Below are 20,689 nucleotides of genomic sequence, written 5' to 3'. Positions count from 1 at the left end.
AATGACCAAAGCAATATGGAATGGCACAATAATTGCTGAAAGTAATCAGTGTGAGCGTGTGGAAGGAAATTTCTACTTTCCTTTAGATTCAGTACATCAGGAATTTCTAACAGGCAGTTCCCATACTTCAACATGTCCCTGGAAGGGAATTGCTCATTACTATGATGTTACGGTAGATGGCAAAACTAACCCGGCGGCGGCCTGGTATTATCCGGAGCCGAAAGAGGCAGCCAACAGGATAAAGAATTATATCGCTTTCTGGAAAGGCGTAAGCATTATCGATTAATGAATGATATCCTCCCTAGAAGGATTAGAAAATGGATCGGGCACAGCTTAAAAATAGTTATCAGACTATTCGCTATCAGACAGAAATTATTTGCGAACCCCTGGTTACCGAAGACTATGTGATTCAGGCAATTGAAGATGTCAGCCCGCCCAAATGGCATTTGGCACATACCTCCTGGTTTTTTGAAACGTTTATTCTTAAATCCTTTGTCCCTGATTACACTCTGTTTCATAATGATTTTGAGTTTTTATTTAACTCTTACTATCAAGGGGTTGGCCATCCTTTTCCCCGACCAAAACGAGGCTTGCTCTCCCGTCCTACAGTGAATGAAATTTTTGGATACCGCAGGGCTATTGATCATCGAATTCTCGAAATGATTGACCGCCTGCCTGAGGAACAACTGGAACGCGTTACCGCATTGATTACGCTGGGTTTGCATCATGAGCAGCAACATCAGGAATTATTGCTCATGGACATTAAATATAATTTTTCCGTGAATCCATTATTCCCTGTCTATAAGCCGCAACGAACCCTGGTAAAAAAAGCTGAACCGCTTTCTTTAAAATTTATTGAAGTAGCCGGCACTATCGCAGAAATTGGCCACGAAGGCGGCAAATTTTGTTTTGATAATGAGCTGCCGCGGCACCGTAAGATATTAACACCCTATGCACTCGCTAATCGACTGGTTACCAATGGAGAATATCTGGAATTCATTGAGGCCAATGCCTATCAGCAACCCCAATGGTGGTTGTCTGATGGTTGGGATTGGCTTCAGCAGCAGCAAATTCGTTCGCCTCTTTACTGGCATGAAATAGATAATCAATGGTTCATTTTTGGGTTGTCTGGCCTAAACGAGCTGGTCCCGGAAGAACCAGTGGCGCATATCAGTTTTTACGAAGCAGAGGCTTATGCGAGATGGAGAGGTTGTCGATTGCCCACTGAGGAAGAATGGGAACATTTTGCATGTCATTATCCACTGGGAACAGGAAGTGAAAATTTCATGGACAAAGGACTTTTCCACCCGCTGCCCTGCTCTCAGCCAAATAAGGGTAACGTTCATCAGCTTTTTGGTGATCTCTGGGAATGGACTGCCAGCTGCTACAGCGCTTATCCAGGGTACAAATCACTTGAAGGTTCTCTGGGTGAATATAATGGCAAATTTATGAATAACCAACGAGTCTTGCGCGGGGGGAGTTGTGCAACGCCTGCGGCTCATATCCGCATTACTTATCGAAATTTTTTTCAACCAGATAAACGCTGGGCATTCAGCGGGATTCGTCTGGCCCGGGATGAAGAAAATTTGTCGATTCAAACTAATAAAAAGGATAAAAAATGAATGCAAATTTACAGATTAAGACGATAAGTGATCGAAAATACCCGCAGAATGATCGCCAGGAATTTATGCGTGATGTTGAAAAAGGACTTTCCAGTAAAAAGAAGTACATTTCCTCAAAATATTTTTATGATGAGAAAGGCAGTGAGTTATTTAATCAGATAACGAGGCATCCTGATTACTACCTGACCAAATGTGAACTCGAAATTCTTGAAGACAACAAGCGGGAATTCGCCGACATTTTTGGAGAAAGCAGTTTTAATCTGATTGAGCTTGGCCCAGGTGAAGGAATTAAATCCAGAATATTTATTGATGAGTTTCTGCAGAGGTCCCTGGATTTCACTTATTTTACTATCGATATTTCAAGACGCTATCTTAATCAGATTGTTAAGCAATTTAATCATGACTTGCCAAAACTTAAGCTTATCGCTTTGAACTCCGATTATTTTAGCGGCCTGCACTGGCTGAGTCAGCGCTCTAAACGACGAAATGTAGTTCTTTTTCTAGGATCCAGTATTGGTAACTTTAATCAGGAAGATACCCAGGTTTTTCTGAAGAATATTGCCAGCGATCTGCAAAATGATGACTATCTGCTTATTGGCTTTGACCTTAGAAAAGATATCAACATTTTAAACAAGGCGTATAACGACAGTGATCTGATCACCCGCAATTTCAATCTGAATCTGCTAAATCGCATGAATCGTGAACTGGGCGCCCACTTTGATCCAGAGCAGTTTCAACATTATGCCACTTATAACGTCTATTCGGGAGCAATGGAAAGTTATCTGCTCAGCCGTAAAAAACAATCCATCGTTATTGATGCCTTGAACCGCTCTTTTAGCTTTTATGAATATGAGCCTATCCATGTTGAATATTCCTACAAATATCTGATTGATCAACTGGCAGTTTTTGCAGAGAACGGTGGTTTTGAAATCGTGAAAAATTATATGGATTCAAAAAACTATTTTGTGGATTCGCTATGGCGCGTACGCAAATAGTCTGAAGCCTGTCTTAGAGGCAAGGAGAATATGATGAATCTGGTCACAGCAAGCAAGCCTGTTTCATTTATCAATAAAAATGGAATACGCCTGAAAGGCATCCTTGAGCAGCCTCTCATAGCCAGTAAAACCTATGCGATTTACGCGCATTGCTTTACCTGTACCAAAAGCTCCCTGGCTGCCGTGAGAGTGAGCAAGGCACTGGCACAACAGGGAATTAATGTGCTGCGTTTTGACTTTGCCGGTCTTGGGCAAAGCGAAGGCAATTTCAGTGAATCCAATTTCACCAGCAACCTTGATGATTTGATTGCCGCCTTTCACTTTCTTAGCCAGGAGTTTAATACTCCCCAGATACTAATCGGACATAGTCTTGGCGGAGCGGCAGTTCTTGCAGCGCTTAATCAATTACCAGATATCAAGGTGGTTATAACTATCGGTGCTCCGGCTTATGCCGCCCATGTAGTGCATAATTTTAATGACAAAATCAGTGAAATTGAGAAGAATGGACAGGCAGATGTTCTTTTGGGCGGACGCAAGCTCACACTTACCCGCCAGTTTCTGAATGATTTGGCTCAATATCATTGTGTGGAGCGTCTGGCAAAGAACAAGGCGGCTCTTTTAGTCTGTCATTCACCTGTCGACACCACCGTATCTATAGAACATGCCGAGCAGATTTTTAAAGCGGCAAAACATCCCAAGAGTTTTTTGTCACTGGGTGATGCCGATCATCTGGTTACCCAGCAAAAGGATGCCGATTTTCTGGCCCGCATGATAGCCGGGTGGAGTATGCGTTGGGTGAACATTGAGAATGAACCTCAAGCAGTTGACAGCCAGAATCAGGTGATTGTCAGTGAAAGCCATCAAAGCAAATTTCAGCAGATTATTGATTGGCAGGGACAGCAGTTGATTGCCGACGAACCCATTGAGTCCGGCGGAAAAAATACAGGCCCCGGGCCCTATGATTATTTACTAATGGCTCTTGGCGCCTGCACCAGCATGACCTTACGTCTTTATGCAGAACATAAGCAAATTCCCCTGCAGCATGTCAGTGTTCGCTTAAACCATAAAAAAGAACATATTCGCGATTGCGAGGATTTTGAAAATAAAAACAAAGTGCTCGATCACATTTTTAAACAACTGCAAATCAGCGGCCCCTTAACCGATGAACAGGTTCGGCGTCTTGAAGAAATCGCAGAGCGCTGTCCGGTACATCGTACCCTGCTGGGAGAAATTATCATCACCAGTGAGATTCTGAGAAAAGATCAGGAATAAGCGAGGTCACACAATCTATCGTCTTTGCGAACAAAGTGAAGCAATCCACGTAATTTGAACTAGATTGCTTCGCTGACGCTCGCAAAGACGGACTGTTGTGCGCTTATCTTCTTCATCCAACATCGATTTATTCGCGGGAACCAGAAAAGCTCATTTCTTAAGATTTCATTAAGGCTCACTCTGTATAATTGCCCTGCAGTTCAATCATGGAGCCTTTATGCCTAACTTAAGTAATGCCGCGTTACGTGAGAATTCTCTGCGGGAATTTTTAAGCCCGATGGGAATTAAAACCGACGATTTAACAATCAAAAGTGTCGAGGGAGTTTTCAGCTTTGAGTTCCCCAATCCCCAGCGCAAACAGGAATTTAGCGAATCAATCCTCAATGTATTAAATGGTCCTGGTGAAAAAAACACCTTAAAAACAATCAAAATTGCGGACATTATTGCCGAAGAAATTGAAAATGCCACCGCGGATCCAGAAGATAAGGAAGCCTGTGAAGGCCTTTTTTCTACCTTGCGAAAATTTTCATGGAATGCAAGCTTTTCAAAAGAGTCCGGCTTTATCGAAATGAAATTGCCTAAACCTGCTTATGCCGGCATGTTCAAATTACTCAAATATCCCAATTTAAGCATTAGCGATGACGGAAAAATTCGCTTCGATATTAAAAAATATATCAAAAGCAGACCCGAGCCATTGATTGCAATCAGCGACTTAAACACCAATCAGGACATGCTTCTGCTTAATAGCGCAGCCCTTGAAGCCAATCGAGTATTCTATGCTACGAAACCTCTTGATGATGGCAACATAGAGGCTACACCTTACTTCTTTGTTCCCAGTGCCGTTGTACCACCCTTATATCGGATAGTGCTTGATATAAGCAGTAGTATGGCAAGTGGTAAACGCATGGAGGGATTAAAAAAGAGTGTGAATGAATTGGCCCAGCAATTATTTGAGTTTCAACCGAATGCCAGAATCAAACTGACTACTTTTTCTGACGGTATTCATGAACTTGGCACTTACGGTAACAACAATCTTAATGATTTTTTAAGAATAATTTCATCCTTGCAGACGAAAGGCGACACACCTTTATATGAAACCACTATCAGGGTGTTAAATGAAATCAGGAATGAACCCGGCTGCAATAATGTTCTGTTGTTTACTGATGGTGAAAATTGCTCCTTTGATTATATAGGCTTATTTGGCCATCCCAAGACTCGCCCAGACCAGGTCAGCACTGCTCTGAGTCAATTTGGACCAGAAAACGCGGCGCTGAAGGCTCGTAACAAATTCTACATCCTGTCTTTTGGTGTCGAACAGGATCCGGTGATGAAAGGTGTGGTCGAAACCTTTAAAGGCCAGATCATTAACATTAACAGCGCGGATTTTTTAGCGGCATTGAAAGATCCCCAGATTATGAGATCCTGGGCAGCTACCCGCGGTCTTTTCACCACTGTCGTAAAAGTGGCCGGCAAAAATAATGAAGCGTTTGAAGAGTACATCGATCTATCCGGACAATTGCATAGTCTTAAGCCACAAGTCTGCAAACCAGGCGATGAAATTGAGCTTAGTGTGACCGATAGCGAGAATAAGGTCATTATTCATAGTACTCAAACCATTGGCAGTGCCAAGGCAGCAGAGAAAAAAGATTCGCCTTCTGTCGCGCGTCTGCTTTCAGGATTAGGGCTTAACCCGGCGCCCAACGCACAAACTGTCCAGCCAACAGAGCCTGAAATCACCACTCCTGCCTATCAATAACATTCACAGGCCGCCCTGCGGCCTGCTCTTCGCCCTCGTCTTTGCTTATGCTCGCAAAGACAATCTTTTGTGTACCTATTTCCTTTGGCCGAGGCTGCATAACGCCTCGCTATTATAGACTTTATTTGCTACTCTAAATTAATTAAACAGGCTTAGGAGTACGGATGACTCAGGACACAGAACTTGGCGATTTAATGAAATCAGTTGCCGAAAAAAGTTTGAGCATGATCAGTCAGTTGAAGAATCAACCGGCTGCTTTACCTATGGTGATTAACCAATATATTGATTTAACCAATGACTTTCAGTCATTAGTAGTCAGCTTGCTGAAAAATCCTGAGCAAGTCTGGCAAATGCAGCTCGCTTACTGGCAAGACGCGATGAGCCTTGCTCAATCCCAGTTTACCTCGTGGCTTGAAGGCAAGCCCATGCCTATTGAAGACAAGCGCTTTAGCAGCGAAGAATGGGTTAACAATCCCTTTTTTAATCTTTTAAGCCAGCATTATTTACTGGCCAGCGAGCATATGAACTCCCTCCTGGAGCATATGGATTATGGGGATAAACAACTCGCTCGTCGAGTGCAATTTTTTACACGGCAATTCCTCGATGCCTTGTCGCCAGCCAATTTCATTGCCACCAATCCGCAGTTAATGGCTGAAACCATCCAAAGCCATGGCAAAAATTTATTACGCGGTTTACAAAATCTGTTAACCGATCTGGAGGCTGGCTCTTCCCGTCTCATCATTCAGATGACCGATATGAACGCCTTTAAAATTGGTGAAAATATTGCGACCACACCAGGGAAAGTCATCTTTCGCAATGACATGATGGAACTCATTCAGTTCAAACCGGCGACTGAAACCGTCTATTCCATTCCTTTGTTGATTATTCCACCCTGGATTAACAAATACTATATTCTTGATTTAAGCAAAGACAATTCCTTTATTGGCTGGTTAGTGAGCCAGGGCATTACGGTCTTTGTCATTTCCTGGATTAATCCGGATGCCAGCTATGCGGACAAAGGCCTGTTCGATTATTTGCAGGATGGCCCAATGGCGGCTATCGAGATTATGAAAAAGCAATGTCAGGTTAAGCAGGTCAACACCCTGGGCTTTTGTATTGGCGGTACCCTGCTGGCCAGTATGCTTGCCTACTTAAAAGCACATCAGGAAGATCCCGTTCGCAGCGCCACATTTCTAGCCTCGATGATTGATTTTAGCGATCCTGGCGATATCTCGGTATTCATTGATGAACACCAGATTAAACGTCTCGAGGAAGAGATGAAGTTGAAAGGTTTTCTGGACGGCCGGTTTATGGCGAGCACCTTTAATTCATTGCGTGCCAATGACTTGATTTGGTCTTTTTTCATCAAAAATTATCTGCGCGGCCAAAATCCGGTTCCCTTTGACATTTTATACTGGAACGCCGATGCGACAAACATGCCAGCAAAAATGCACTCGCAATATCTGCGCTGGATGTACCTGCATAACGATCTGATCAAACCGGGTAAAATCAAACTGAACCATACTCCGCTTGATGTCAGTCAGATTGATATTCCAACTTTCTTTGTTTCCACTAAAAAAGACCATATCGCTCCCTGGCAAACCACTTATACCGGTTTCCAGCATATGAAAGGCAAAAAACAATTCCTTCTTGGAGGCTCAGGCCATATTGCCGGAATCGTCAATCCGCCGCAAAGCCAGAAGTACAGTTATTACACGAACCCCAAAGCGCCAGCAACAGCAGAGGAATGGCTGCAGCAAGCCACTGAGCATGCCGGCTCCTGGTGGCCAGAGTGGCTGAAATGGCTGCAGAAACAATCAGGAGAGCTGGTTGCAGCACCTGATATGGCTAAACTGGCTTTCAAAGCAATTATTGATGCGCCTGGCACCTATGTTCTGAAAAATCATAAAACGCAATCTGAAACAGACGGGACAGAGGCCCCTGCGCCGGCAAGTGTCGCAAAAAAAAAATCGCTTGATTTAGCCCAGTAAGGTTGACCATGCTGCATGACTCTTTAGCAGATGTCTTTCTGTCCTTCAGCCAGCTCAATGTGTTGTTAATCATTGCACTGGCTGGTTTTTTTCTCATCAGCAAGCCCTTGTTTTTTCAAACCGCTTGTCTCACTGCCTTTGATATAGTAGTCAATGTGGCCTTAAAAGGAACTTTTAAAGTGCCCTTGGTCGCCTGGCTAGGAAAAGGTTATGCGTTTCCCAGCGGCCATATGCAGTTATCCACCGTCTTTTATCTGTGGCTGGCCTGGCATACCCCTAGCCGGCCGCTTAAGCTACTGATTGCTGCCATTCTTTCGGCTGTCGGAGCCGGCTTGATGCATTACGGCTATCATAATTTCTACGATATTCTTGGCGGCTTGTTATTCGGTGGTATTCTGACCACGCTTTATTGGTACAGCAGCTTGAAATATGCCGTGTATATGCCGTGGATATTGGCCCTTTCCGCCTCTTTGCTAATGATTTACAATAAGTTGCAGTACGATTTGATCCCAAACCATTGCTGGCTTGGGTATTACTGTTTATTGGGTTTCATTCTGGCAGAAAGGATATTATCGAGAGATGAACATAAGCAATACTGGCGCCTGGTGGTTTGGGGTTAGCCTTTCACTGATACTCGGTTTCCTTGCTTTGCAGATCAATCCGGTAATGGCTGAAACTCTGGACGTTTCTATCAATGCTAAAGTTCATTCTCTGGAGCAAAAGGAATTAATCAGGCATCCTGCGCTCGTGGAAATAGGACCAATGACTCTGCCCATCTATCCCAATCAAACTCTTTTATTGAAAGGGATCCCTTTATGCAAATTATTTGAAGGCCTGATTCAAAATCCAGAAAATTATCTTAAAGTCACAGCGCGAGACGGCTATGTCGCTTATTTTACTATCAAGGATTTCTATCCTTGCGCCAGCAATAAAATTCCAGGCTTTCTGGTTTTAGAGGATCCACAGTATCCCTGGCCCTTACTCCTTAACTCTGACCGCTCAGCGGGCCCCTTCTACCTGGTATGGCTGGGAAAGCGTTTTTCGGAATCAGTGTACGGCATACAAAGTCTGGAAGTCGTAGCAGAACATCCCCTGCTAGCGATTTTACCAGCCGGCATGAATGCAAAAGAGCATGCCGGGGCGCGCGTTTTTATGGCCAAATGTAATGTTTGTCATCTCTTAAACGGATCGGGTGGTTCCAAACTGGCTCATGATCTGAACAACCCAAACCCCTTGAATTATTTCAGCGAGGATGAATTACGCCGTTTTATTCGTGATCCTCATTCGCTGCGCCCGGTCATCAGCCCAAAAAAGTTTCCATTTCCTCCTTCAAAACTTTCTCAGCAGGAGTTAACAGAATTAATCAGCTTTCTTAAGTTTATTAAAAATAATACTGCGGCCAATCAGTCAGTTCCCTGAATACCAAACCAGCCGCCTGTGTCACCACCAGCCCAGCAGCTTCCTTTGCAGGCTGCAATTTTACTGGTACAAAGCTGTTTGAATTGTTCAGCCTTACTAATATCCTGATTCTCGAAACCGGCAGGCTGGCAAAGCCTTGCAACATAAGTACCCGGAACCCGGATTTGCCCCATCACGCTGATAGTTGGTGATACAGCATACACCCCTGGTTGATGAGAGTAGCAGGCAATGTAGCATCCCGGTTGTTTGGTATAACTATTGTCCGTGGGCAGATCAACTTTGGTCGCTCCCGGAGAGGGATGATTGATAACTGCCTGTCCCTCAATAACATACACAGGAAAAGGGGAAGGAAGCAGGTTAATATTAGGGTCGGAAGTAGAAATGAGGACTAGCGGCTCGGCATTTGCAACACCGCTAATGACCAGCAACAGACTTGCGAATATTTTTTCCATATTGATTTCCTTTAATCCACCACCTTAAGTATAACCCTTATCTTCGCTGCCGCCACAATGGCTTCCGCCTGAAAGCTTCAACCTCTACTACGTATGAGTGATTGCCAAATTCCTCTGGCTTAAGTTTTACTTAAGGTATCCACCGGTAAATTCAGCTAAAATTAACATTATTTAATTAAAAATGAATCAAAATGTTGCATTTCAATCAATTGAATCTTGAAAAAACTGGTGATAAAACAGGCGGCAAAAACAAAGTCGGCGGATTTTATCGAAACACGGAAACCGGTGAAGAATATTTTATTAAACAACCGGATGATAAGGCAGAGTTATTGACTGAATTACTTGCAGGTTTGATTTTACAAGAGTTTGTAAAGCGCGGTCTGGTTGACAAACTGCATGCATCTTCCCTTATTTGTGCTGATGTTGTTCAAATGCCTGACGGCAGTTATGCACTTATCCAACCCAAAGTTGACTTTGAGCTCCTCTATAAAATAATTAACACCGGCTATCGCGATGGTTCCGACCGTGACCCAAGAATTGAAGCAACCAACGGTCCTGCCTACTACATGTCACTTCTGAATACCAGTAATACGTTTGGACTATCAACCACTCTCATGCTTTCAATGTTGCTTGGCGATTACAGTGTGCATAGTGGAAATATGGTGCGCATGACAAAAAACATCGACGGTCAGGTCTGCTATCAATATGGAAAAATTGACTGGGGCGCTGCATTTCGTAATTACGGAAAAAAAGAAAATACTGACTTCATTATTTATGGCTATGAATCCATCGGGGCTTTTAATCTCAAGGGAATCACCAAAGCCTATTTCTTAAATTATCGATATATTCCTGGCCTATTCGAGACAATGGCGGAGAGAGCGCGGCAATTAAATGCCAGACTGCCGCAGGAGCTTCTCATTGATATTATTCATACTGCGCTGAATGAAATACCTGCCGACTTATTGAAGACTAAAAAGCCAGGGCAGCCAGTTTCTAATGATTCACCAGATATTGACTCCCCGCTCCAGCAGGAACTTCCTGATTCGGGAGAACAGAAAACGCTTGCCACCCTGGCGAAGGATACCAGTATCAACAGCTTCAATGCACTTCGCCTGGGTGATGAGGAGAGTACAAGGGAGCTGGCACAGGAAATGGCCGCAATTATGGGCGGCCGTCTGGATAAAATGGAAACTTTAAAAACACCAGAGGATACTTATAAGGACAAAGCCCGAAAATTGTTTCTGACTGCACCAGATAACAGCATGCATACAAGCATCTATTTTCCCCAGAAGCCCGATCCATCCGTCTGGGAAGAACCTTTCCCAATTCTCGTTAAAGAGTTCATAAAATGGACCTATAAAGATGAATTTGGGCAGATTAATATTTCAGCGATAGTAAATCAGCTGAATAGCTATATCGATTTTTGGGCGCAGCAAGGTGAGCTTTTTAATCTCTGGGGGAATCAGGAATCTAATCAGAACATATTCACCCCTTATGCACCCGAAATTGAGACGGAAGCTCTGCGTGGACATGCCTATCTTCCTCAATACCGTGAAGCGACTTTACTGCGGCGAATGGCCTATAGCTATCTGCACATTGACGAAGCCCATCCATTAGGCGTATTCATAACGCACCGTATTGCTCTTTATGAGGGAGCGATTGAGCGCTATGTAAAAACTCATCCAGACTCATATTGGGTTTTATGCCAGAATGCCATTACTGAGGCCCAGGCTATCGTCAATAACCTTCACGTATTGCAAAAAATACAATCATCCCCTGATGCACCCCCCCTTAACGAAGAGCATCTGAAAGAATTTAAAGACGCTGTTAGCAAGTTTTTGCATCATAATAAGAAACTGGAAGAGAGCTTCCAGCAGATAGTTCCGCAAAAAACAGACAGCGAAAAGTACAGCAGCGAGTTTTTTTATCCATTTGAGGAAGATGAGTTAAAGGCTTTGTCTGGCGATCAGCTGGCCACTATCTGTCTTGAGGAATTAAACGCCAGGAAAGTGAGCTCTTTACTCACTCGAATTGTAAGTAACGATGAACTCTATTTGAAAGTACAAGCCGCTCTTTCAAAAGATGTATTTACCAAGAGAGTGGATTCCCCAGCTGGCAAAACCGCCGAATTAGCAAAATTTTATCTATTTATTAATACGTACAAACAATTCAGTGTTGCCGAAACTTATCTTCAAAAACAGGAAGAACGACTGAGGATGGCCGAACAACTTAAAAAACTGGACACTAATTTGCAGGAAGAAGCCCAATTACTGCTTCAGCAAGCAGATGACCGGCTGTTGGCTCTTCATCAACTGGAAATCGATTATGAACAGGCTCTGGAAACATTCCAAAGCGATATCAGCCTGAGCACACTGGAACTGTTAAAATCTCATTATGAAATGCTGCCTTCTGATGTTAAGAAAAGCAAAGAGCAAAGTCTGGAAATGGCAGAGAAGTCACTGGAGCAATTGCAACTGGAAACTGCCTATATTTTATCACTAGAAAAGTATGAGCAACATTCCACAAGCGAACACTTTGAACTGTTGAAAACACACTATGAAAAATTAAAGGAACCACAACAAGTCAAGCATCAGGCGAGCTATCAAAAGGCTTCAGAAAAGAACGAAACTCAACTTCGAGTTGCTGATTATCAAGGCAGACTATCGGAATTTGATAAAGATAATACCCTAACGAATCTCAGTGTGCTGGACGCAGCTTTTCAGGCCTTGCCTGACGAGCATAAACCCCTCTATCAAAAGGATTATGATAAAGCCGTTAGATTTATGAATTTTAAAGAGCTCTATGATGAAATTTCAGAGGATGAGGTCAGTGTGCAGCGGTTTCTCGAAATCTCTGATCAGCTTCTTATTAAATATGCCGGCATGGACAATGCCAATAAAGAATTATATCAGGGAGAGTATGAGAAGCTCCTGGAAAAAGCAAAACATTATAAAATACTGGTCGCAGAAAAGGTTGTATCTAAAGAAACCCCAGTGAAGGAAATCAATCCTGTATTGAAAAAGGTGTTTTCCAACCCGGACTTGGCGGGAAACCAGATTGAATTGCAACTCTTCAGGCAACAGCTGCTTAGCGATCAACGATTATGGAACGCAGTAAAAGCTTCAACCACGCCAATAAAGCCTGGTATTGCCGCCGATCTAGTCACTTTAAAGCAGTTTCATGACCAAAGAGTCTTAAAAAATCATAAGAATAAATATGGCGATGAATATACAGCATCTCTGGATCGATTTTATGCACAAACACTCGAAACCCGTCTGTCTGATCAGCCAATTAAAGAGCAGGCAGAGGCCATGAAAAAGGCGGCCAAAAAGGAATTTCAGCCTCGCCATTCGACCAGGCGTTTCATTGCAGATTTAGCCATGGTATTTACCACCCTTTTTGGCGGTGTTTTTGTGGGTCTGGGTCGAAAAGCCGCAGGCAAAACCTATTTTTTCAGCTCCACGGAAGTCAAAACGACTCGCGAGCAAGATTTTGATTCCATGTTGAATAAAGAGCAAAAGAAAACGGAGGAAGAGTCTTCCGAAACCCTGTTTAAAAAGCCTTTTAGCGGTGGATAATTGACAACACATTAGAGAGTGTTCATTAAACTGTGTCATTACACTCACAGGCAAGCCGTCATCTCGAACGCAGGCCGTCATCTCGAACGCAGTGAGAGATCTCCGAGTGCTGGCACAAACCAAGATTTGGGAGATCTCTCACTGCGTTCGAGATGACGGCTTGCCTGTGAGACACAATTTGATGAAGACTCTCATAAATTTAAGCAGATACCTCTGTCGCATGAACCTGCGGCAGGTGCTCAGTCAAACTGACAATGTGTACATACACTGATTGCTCCTGAGCATTGGTTAGCTTGAATAATTGTTCATTGCTGGCAAGATTGGGATCATTAATCTGGGTCACATGGGTGCTTTCCAGACTAATACTGTCGAAGTTCATGCTGGCTGCTGATTGTTTGCCATCAGCAACAATTTTTAACACATTAACATCTTCACCCGTACTTAATTCAAATACGAGTTGATTATTTTGAATCAATTGATGAATCGCTTCGTAATCCAATTGCAGGTTATTATTTCCTTGCCCGGTCATATCAATGATTTCCCAATTTGACTGGAAATGCTCCTTAATTTCTGAAGCACTCAAGCCCATATTCAGCTGGTCAAACTGTATGGTGTCAGTTCCGGAAGTGCCGGACATAATCCCCAAATGGCTTAGATCATCAGTCACATGCACCACCTCATCGCCTGCACTCAAACTGGAGAGATCCTGGGCCGCCATCAGGCCGCTGAAACCGAGATCTTCAATGCTGACATTGTAGTTAATCTGGCTATGCCCAATCGCTCCGCCATCATCGGTAACCGCAAAATGAATTGAGCGCGTGCCGGCGCTGCTTTCAGAGGCCACCGGTACAAACGTTATTGCCTGAAGTAACAATTCAAATACATCGACAGGCACTGCTCCGGCATGCCCTGAAAAAAGCAGATGATAAGGGTTTCCGTCATTGATCTGGGTGATGTCAATCTGATAGTTCTGGTTCTGATAGTTAATAGTTATGCTGTTTGTTCCAATCGTTATACCCGGTAGTGTTCCATTAAACTGCAACAGATCACCCGCCAGAAATCCGCTGGTGCTGATTTCAACGCTGGTAATACCTGAACTGTCAATATCGGTCAAGGTATTAATACCTGAAGCGGAGGTGGTTGTCAGCTGGTTGATGTTGCTGCCAATATTCACACTGAACACTAAATCATTGTAATCACTGTCGCCAGTTCCAAATAAGTCTTCAAAACCAATAAGCAGAAGCCCGGCATAATCAGCCATATTCCCAGTGTTATTGAAGCTGATGCCGCCAATTGCATGGGCATCGTTGCTTACAGAAGCATCCGCATTAAGGCTTTTATCGTGTGAAAAAAACACATCACCGCTCACTACGGTACCATTGATTTTGACCTGCCCATTTTCAATAGTCACGTCATTATTCAGAGCCGCCAGACTGGAATAGTTTCCCTGAATTAAATTGGCATTAAAGGCCAGATTAGAACCATTGGCAATTACAAAGAAACCAATCCCCTGACCCGGCTGAATCCCCTCAGTAATCGTATAGGAAGCGGACTGAGCAATACCAAAACGGACATTGGGGAGCGAGCTTCCATCAGGGGTATCCGTTGCCAGCCACATAAAGCCCACTTTATCCGAAATAATTTGCCCATTGCTATCAAAAATATAATACCCAACTAAATTATTATAACCAGAGCCTTCGGTAATAAAATTGACTGTCACCTGAACAGGGGTATTAATTATAGTATTGGACAAATCCACTCCATACTCAGGCACCGTAATCGTTTGCCCCCCGCTGCCGCTCAGTTTCTGCGACAGAAGATACTGGGCCGCCTGTAAATCAGTCAACTGCAATCCCTGTGCGTCCCGGAAAAACTCAATCGTCTGATTTATAACACTAAGTACGGGTGGTGAATCCACGGCATTGAATATTGAGGTATCCTGTACACTTAAAGCATTGCCATTGTTGTCCTGGCCAAATACCCGCAATGTCAAAACACCATCAGCAAGCCCTGAGGCATTCAACTGGCTTATATGAAACATGCCATTGCCATCTACCACCGTCATCCCTGAAATCTGGTTTCCATTGACATCACTAAGAGTAAAATTAACAATACCTGCGGCAAAATCAATCGCCTGCCCGCTGATATCAATAAGGGGCGAATAATTAGTGGTCACCAGATCAGCAGTCAGCGAGCTGGCAATAGCATCGAGGCTGGCATTCTGGCTTGCATTCAAAGGATCTCCATTATTATCAGTGCCTGTAACCTGCACTGAAATATTGCCATCAGTCAAAGAGGACACATCAAGCTGGTTGATTTGAAAGGAACCATCACTATTAACAGTTGCATTTGTCGTTACCTGATGACCATGACTGTCGCTAACTATAACCGCCAATATCGATCCAGGATAAATATCAACGGACTGACCTCTGATGTCCACTAAAGGTGAGTGCGAGTAGGTCGTTAGCTCAGTGGTTAAAGCCCCTTGCAAGGCGTCCAGTTCTGTGGGAACACTGGTATTTCTACTGAACCCATTATTATCAGTGCCCACAACCTCCAGCACAATATCGCCGTCAATTAAAGAGGACAGGTCCAGTTGATTAAGCTGGTAGCTTCCATCATTATTAACCACCGCAGTAGCCGATACCTGATTTCCGTGGCTGTCTGTAAGCGTAATGGTGACGAGGTTTCCTGGATAAATATCCACTGTCTGGCCACTGATATCAACAAAAGGTGAATGCAGGAAAGTTGTAATTTGCGCATTAACAGAACCTTCAAGTGCATCCAGTTCTGCTGCAGCGTTTGCATTTCGCCCGGTATCATTATTGTCCACACCGCTGACGCTGATAGCAATATCCCCATCAATCAAAGACGAAGCATCAAACTGGCTGAGTTGAAAGCGGCCGTCACTGCCAACCGTCGCTGTAGTGTGAATCTGATTGCCATGACTATCAGTAATAATGACATTAATAATACTTCCTGCAGGAATATCCTTTGTCAGCCCATTGATATCAATTAATGGAGAATGAGTAATCGTGCTCGCCTGGGCGCTGATTGAACCGGCAATGGCATCAAATATGGCCTGAGCAACCGCTTTTACTGTATAGCCATTATTATCTACGCCAGAGATAGAAACTGTAAGCTTGCCATCCGTGAGGGAGGCGCCATTGATATTCGACAGACTGAAACTGCCATCCGGATTTATAATGACTTTCGCATTGACCACTTGCCCATGTTTATCAGTTATCACAGCATCTAAAATTCGCCCTGGCAGAATATCTGCAGACGTACCTCCAATTGCCATAGCGCTCTGATTTTGTTGGGTAACCAGATTAATTTTAAGCGCCCCCTGCACCGCATCAAGCACTAACTGATCACTGGCACTAACCACTTGATTCAGCTCATCGACCACCGTAGCATTGATGTGCAATACGCCATCAATTAAACCGGATACATTGATACCATTTAAACTGTAACCTCCAACAGCATTAACAGGGATAACTGATCGCACTGAATTTCCCTGGCTATCGGTAATCGTAACGATGACCGTTGAACCGGGCGCTATATTAACAGTCCTGCCAGTTAGATTCATTGAATAACCGCTGCCAGAACTTCGCAGGGCCAACTGCCCGTCAACTGATAATTGACCTGGCGAGTGCGGCTCATAAATAATCACATCGGGCGTTTTGGGATTGTAGGGCTGTGGTTGAATGAACTCCGAGTGATCAGACTCTCGTGTCTGCTCATTACTCGTGGTGGCTGTATTTGTTGGGTTTTCGACTGATTTGCCGCGCGGTTTATACTCAGCGAGAGCCCCCTCCTGAAAATGATCTCCTAAAGAAACCAGTACCGACTGAGTTGAAAAATCATTGCTGTCGCCCATGAGTTCCAATCGGCTAACCAGCGTTTTAAAAAGTTCGAGGAGGAAGGAAAAATTAAAAAAGCCATAGGAGGCGTCTTCACCTTCAGCTGAAGGAAACCAGTCATCCCAGGTTTTATAAGCGACATAGCTGGTCACTGAGGAAGCAATGGCAACAGCGAGGAGGGCCAGATAATACTGGTTGCTTCGATTATATCCCATGTTGTTCATCTGATTCAGATCATACAGGGATATTAATTGATATAATTGCGGAGAATTGGATTCTATCGCATCAAACAACACGCTGGTTAATTTAAAGCGAAATCCATTCATCAGCTTTAACAACTGATGATCATTCGTTTCTATTACAAGGCTTCCTAGCGACGTATCAATTATATCATTTTCGATTATTATAAAATTTTCATTGACAACCAGCTCGTTCATGCTTCTGTAAATTTGAACAACTCCATCTGTCTGATATACGCGAAGAATGCGAGTGGAATTATGTGCATCCATTAAAACCCCCCAACGTATTACTTAAGTATACATAAGTGAGTAATTATTGCACAATAGAAAACGATAAGGATATGTAAATTTATTGAACAGAGTTGTATCCATGTTTAGGCCCCCACCCCGCACTGCCATTAAGTTAAGGAAATTTGTCTTTCCCGCGAAGGCGGGAATCCATTCCTCAATTGGCATTATAGCGAGCTTAGAGATGGATCCCCGCCTTCGCAGGGAGGACAGTTTATATACAACTGAGCTTAACTTAATGGCAGTCCCCCCGACCCGGAGGCTTTAATAAGAGAAAGTGTGAAGAAGTTAGAAATAAACCCCGATTTGGGCTATCACTGAATCAGCGGATTGACCCGTACCCACGGTGTTGGAATTCAATAAGCCGGGCGCTGTAGCCCCATTGGCGAAATCGGTAACAGGAAAGTCTGTATCATGGCGGTATTCAAGACTTTCCACTGTGTCTTTCCACAAAGAAATATTAAAGACTCCGGCAATACGACGTTTCGGTAAATTGAGCGCTAGCGTTTGCTGAGACCACTGGTAACCCAGAGCCAAAGAAGCCGGTTTATCAAAAGCCATGAATGTGACCGCACCCTCGAGCTGAGCGCCTTGGGGTTTTGCGCCATATCCATTAAAGCTTAGATCCTGAGTACGAAAAGCCTTGCTTGCTCCTACCCATTCAGCGGTTAAACTGTAGCGATCAAAGCTGATATTTCCATGAATATTCAAGCCTTGTCTTTTGGCGACTGCTTCATTTCCATTGGTCGGAGACGCAAAACCGCCAAAGGTGGTTAAAGGTGCCGAGCCGGTGCTCTGGAGTCCTTGCGCATCATTAATAGAGCCTATCAGGCCGCCGCCAATTTCCCCAGACGCATCGCCGTGTTTAAATATATAGCCAAGATTGACCCCACCTACCGCAGAATGTCCCAGAGTCGTATCTGACTTATAACCATAAACTGCTGCAAATGGACCCGTATCTGTCTGCGACTTGTATCCCAGAATGAATGGTCTGGTTTTCGTGCGCGTAATCGATTGGGTAATCGGGGAACTAATCATTGAACTGGAGTAGCGTCCGAAAGGTGCGTATAGCTGTCCCGCCGTAAAATAAAAGGGACTTTCATCCAGATTACCAATGTTCACAAATCCAAGATTAAGGCCAAAGGCAGAATTCGCCAGGCGCTGGCCTCCTACATCCGGGGGACTCTCATCATAAGCAATACCGATAAATGCCTCAACATAACTATTCAAGGCCGCTGCCACGTCTAACTCACTCGATCCAAGCGTCAAATCACCACTTGATTGTCCCACATAGGGTTGACTGAAACTGGCAACTGGTTCCGCCTTCCCGCTTAATGCAATAATTGGAATATGGGGAATTGGATAACCAATATTTTTGTAAGCATCATAGAGTCGTCTACGTTGCTGCATTAAGCGAATGTCCCGATTAATACTGGAAATATTCACAATATAATCAGAACCATCAAATGCAGGACGATCGCCTAAATAGGGAGAGGTTACAACTGGTGTACCTGCAATATAGGTAACCACCTGGTTATCAGCCAGGAGTGCTGTTGGGTAAAATCCAATAGACTCCGGGTGACCCTCGGGAGTATGCACAGTGATATTGGCATCGTGAAAAACACGCGTCCCTTTTTGTGTCGTGGGCACTGATTTTGCCGCTGGCGTGCTTGCCGTCTGTTGGCGTTTTGTTTCTGCCTTCCGCGCGATTGGAGCTGGCGCTGTTTTTGTGCGATTTGTCTTCTTAGGCGCAGCTCTTTTAACCGTGCTCTTATTCGCTGACGACTGAGCAACTAACTGCTTTTGTAACTGGCTTAATTGATTTTGCAATTCTTGAGTCTGGCGTTGTAATTGCAGAATTTGCTGTTGGAGCTGCTCGTTATCGGCTGCAATAACCGGGGCTGTGACTGCGGCCAGGGCAAGGATTAAAGCTTTGTGTTTCACGGGTACTCCTGACTATTCTTTTTTTTCTTCCACATAAGGCGTGGTCGATTATAGCCTGCCGAACCCGGACTGACTAGAATAATTGCACATTATTTATCATGATCAACGAGATTTTTTTAGCTGCGGAAATCTGAGATCTATTTCTTTCATTGCATGGAACAATTGGGAAATAGATCTCCATATTCACTTAATTGATATAGTGAACTTTTACTTTAAGTCAGTTGCTTAGCCTACCCATTTAAGACCCAGGTATGGACCATACAGGCCGAAATCACTATAGGCTACGACGCGTGTACAGCATTGGAATTCCACGTCTTGCAGGGCATTGAAATAGTTAAGTACATGATAACCGCCTTGAATATTCAATACACCCTGAGCTACTGGGTACGCATAGTTCGCGCCCAACTTGGCTTCAAAGCTTGGAACGATACTATGTTTTGAACCATAATCATTCAGAGCAACCAGGCCGACATTGTACACATCTGCACGGTTAATTCTTGAAGTTCCATACAGAATAGAACCTGCAGTATTTGCAGTGATGCTAAAGCTCGGAGATAAGTCGTAAGAGTAATCGATGCCGATAACCGGACCCACTCCATTGAAATCTGTATTATTAAATGTTCTGATACCAAAGGTAGCTGCCTGAACAGTTAATGGAAGATTGTAGTAATTAGTCGCATCAACCTGAATATCAGCATACTGTAAACCGCCATAAAAACGAGCGTTCTTAAGCAATCCAAAATCTACATGCTGACCCATAACCACATTGACCTGATCAAAGCGATTATCGACATACTGACGATAAGTACCTGGAATAAAACTTTGAGTTGTAGCAACATAGAACGGACCAAAGTAAGGACCGAGTTTACTGTCAGCATCATAATGCATCCAGGTTGCAGTAATATCATTGCCAGTGCGGAAATGATAGGAGCCCTCTAATCGATAACCCCAACCCCAGTCAGGATCAACGTCATTATAATACGTAGAGGAAAGATTGGACAGTAAAGTACCACCCAGTCTATAACCACGGCTAGCACTGTAAATAGGTTGCAGGTAAAGCGCCTGTATTCCCAAATCCCATTGTTTTGCTTCACAAGGAACAGTCACATCGCCCGGTGTGCAAGTAGGTGCAGGGGGCTCAGAGTACATTCCTGCAGCAGCCATGCTGCTTACAGTCAAGCCTAATACAGCCAAAGTCATTTTTTTCAACATATTCACTCCATTCTGTAAAAAAAAGCCCATCACTAGTGATGGGCTTTACTAAAGC

General features: G+C 43.9%; 13 protein-coding genes. 9 read left to right on the top strand and 4 right to left on the bottom strand.

Annotated features, from left to right (window positions below):
* Window position 1: 1 nt before the first annotated feature.
* From LXA66_RS09845 to LXA66_RS09810, 8 genes are all read left to right on the top strand, one after another.
* Window positions 2-286, top strand: a complete 285-nt coding sequence (locus LXA66_RS09845; protein ID WP_133139857.1) for a DUF427 domain-containing protein — start codon at window positions 2-4, stop codon at window positions 284-286.
* A gap of 31 nt (window positions 287-317) precedes the next feature.
* Window positions 318-1,622, top strand: coding sequence for an ergothioneine biosynthesis protein EgtB (gene egtB / locus LXA66_RS09840; RefSeq protein WP_233012998.1), 1,305 nt, complete (start codon window positions 318-320; stop codon window positions 1,620-1,622).
* Entirely contained in the window at window positions 1,619-2,617 is a 999-nt protein-coding gene (egtD, locus tag LXA66_RS09835) for an L-histidine N(alpha)-methyltransferase (protein ID WP_233012997.1), read from the top strand. Before egtB ends, egtD begins: the two co-directional genes overlap by 4 nt.
* Window positions 2,618-2,647: 30 nt before the next feature.
* Complete coding sequence (locus tag LXA66_RS09830) at window positions 2,648-3,889, top strand: bifunctional alpha/beta hydrolase/OsmC family protein (protein WP_233012996.1); 1,242 nt, start codon at window positions 2,648-2,650, stop codon at window positions 3,887-3,889.
* A gap of 217 nt (window positions 3,890-4,106) precedes the next feature.
* Window positions 4,107-5,645 (top strand): VWA domain-containing protein, encoded by a 1,539-nt coding sequence (locus LXA66_RS09825; protein ID WP_233012995.1) that lies wholly within the window; start codon window positions 4,107-4,109, stop codon window positions 5,643-5,645.
* Window positions 5,646-5,809: 164 nt separating this feature from the next.
* Window positions 5,810-7,636 carry an alpha/beta hydrolase gene (locus tag LXA66_RS09820; RefSeq protein WP_233012994.1) on the top strand — a complete coding sequence of 609 codons (1,827 nt, stop codon included), beginning with the start codon at window positions 5,810-5,812 and terminating at the stop codon, window positions 7,634-7,636.
* An 8-nt stretch (window positions 7,637-7,644) separates the two neighbouring features.
* Entirely contained in the window at window positions 7,645-8,256 is a 612-nt protein-coding gene (locus LXA66_RS09815) for a phosphatase PAP2 family protein (RefSeq protein WP_112219299.1), read from the top strand.
* Window positions 8,216-9,055 carry a c-type cytochrome gene (locus LXA66_RS09810; protein ID WP_233012993.1) on the top strand — a complete coding sequence of 280 codons (840 nt, stop codon included), beginning with the start codon at window positions 8,216-8,218 and terminating at the stop codon, window positions 9,053-9,055. Before LXA66_RS09815 ends, LXA66_RS09810 begins: the two co-directional genes overlap by 41 nt.
* Here LXA66_RS09810 and LXA66_RS09805 read toward each other — a convergent pair.
* Window positions 9,040-9,507 carry a hypothetical protein gene (locus LXA66_RS09805; protein ID WP_112219301.1) on the bottom strand — a complete coding sequence of 156 codons (468 nt, stop codon included), beginning with the start codon at window positions 9,505-9,507 and terminating at the stop codon, window positions 9,040-9,042. The genes LXA66_RS09810 and LXA66_RS09805 overlap by 16 nt on opposite strands.
* Window positions 9,508-9,698: 191 nt before the next feature.
* Between LXA66_RS09805 and LXA66_RS09800 the strand changes: the two genes are divergently transcribed.
* Window positions 9,699-13,085: a LepB GTPase-activating domain-containing protein gene (locus LXA66_RS09800; RefSeq protein ID WP_233012992.1), complete on the top strand. Its 3,387-nt coding sequence runs from the start codon at window positions 9,699-9,701 to the stop codon at window positions 13,083-13,085.
* 199 nt (window positions 13,086-13,284) lie between these two features.
* Here LXA66_RS09800 and LXA66_RS09795 read toward each other — a convergent pair whose 3' ends face one another.
* From LXA66_RS09795 to LXA66_RS09785, 3 genes are all read right to left on the bottom strand, one after another.
* Window positions 13,285-17,460, bottom strand: coding sequence for an S-layer family protein (locus LXA66_RS09795; RefSeq protein ID WP_233012991.1), 4,176 nt, complete (start codon window positions 17,458-17,460; stop codon window positions 13,285-13,287).
* A 306-nt stretch (window positions 17,461-17,766) separates the two neighbouring features.
* The gene (locus LXA66_RS09790) at window positions 17,767-19,422 is read right to left on the bottom strand and encodes an LbtU family siderophore porin (protein WP_233012990.1); all 1,656 of its coding nucleotides are present in this window, start codon (window positions 19,420-19,422) and stop codon (window positions 17,767-17,769) included.
* Between the two features lie 225 nt (window positions 19,423-19,647).
* The gene (locus tag LXA66_RS09785) at window positions 19,648-20,634 is read right to left on the bottom strand and encodes an Lpg1974 family pore-forming outer membrane protein (protein WP_112219305.1); all 987 of its coding nucleotides are present in this window, start codon (window positions 20,632-20,634) and stop codon (window positions 19,648-19,650) included.
* Window positions 20,635-20,689 lie beyond the last annotated feature (55 nt).

This window comes from Legionella sp. 16cNR16C (genome assembly GCF_021297775.1).
Taxonomy (GTDB): Bacteria; Pseudomonadota; Gammaproteobacteria; order Legionellales; family Legionellaceae; genus Legionella_C; species Legionella_C quinlivanii_A.
Note: the sequence above shows the minus strand (reverse complement) of the source record. Positions and strands in the feature narration are given on the sequence as shown.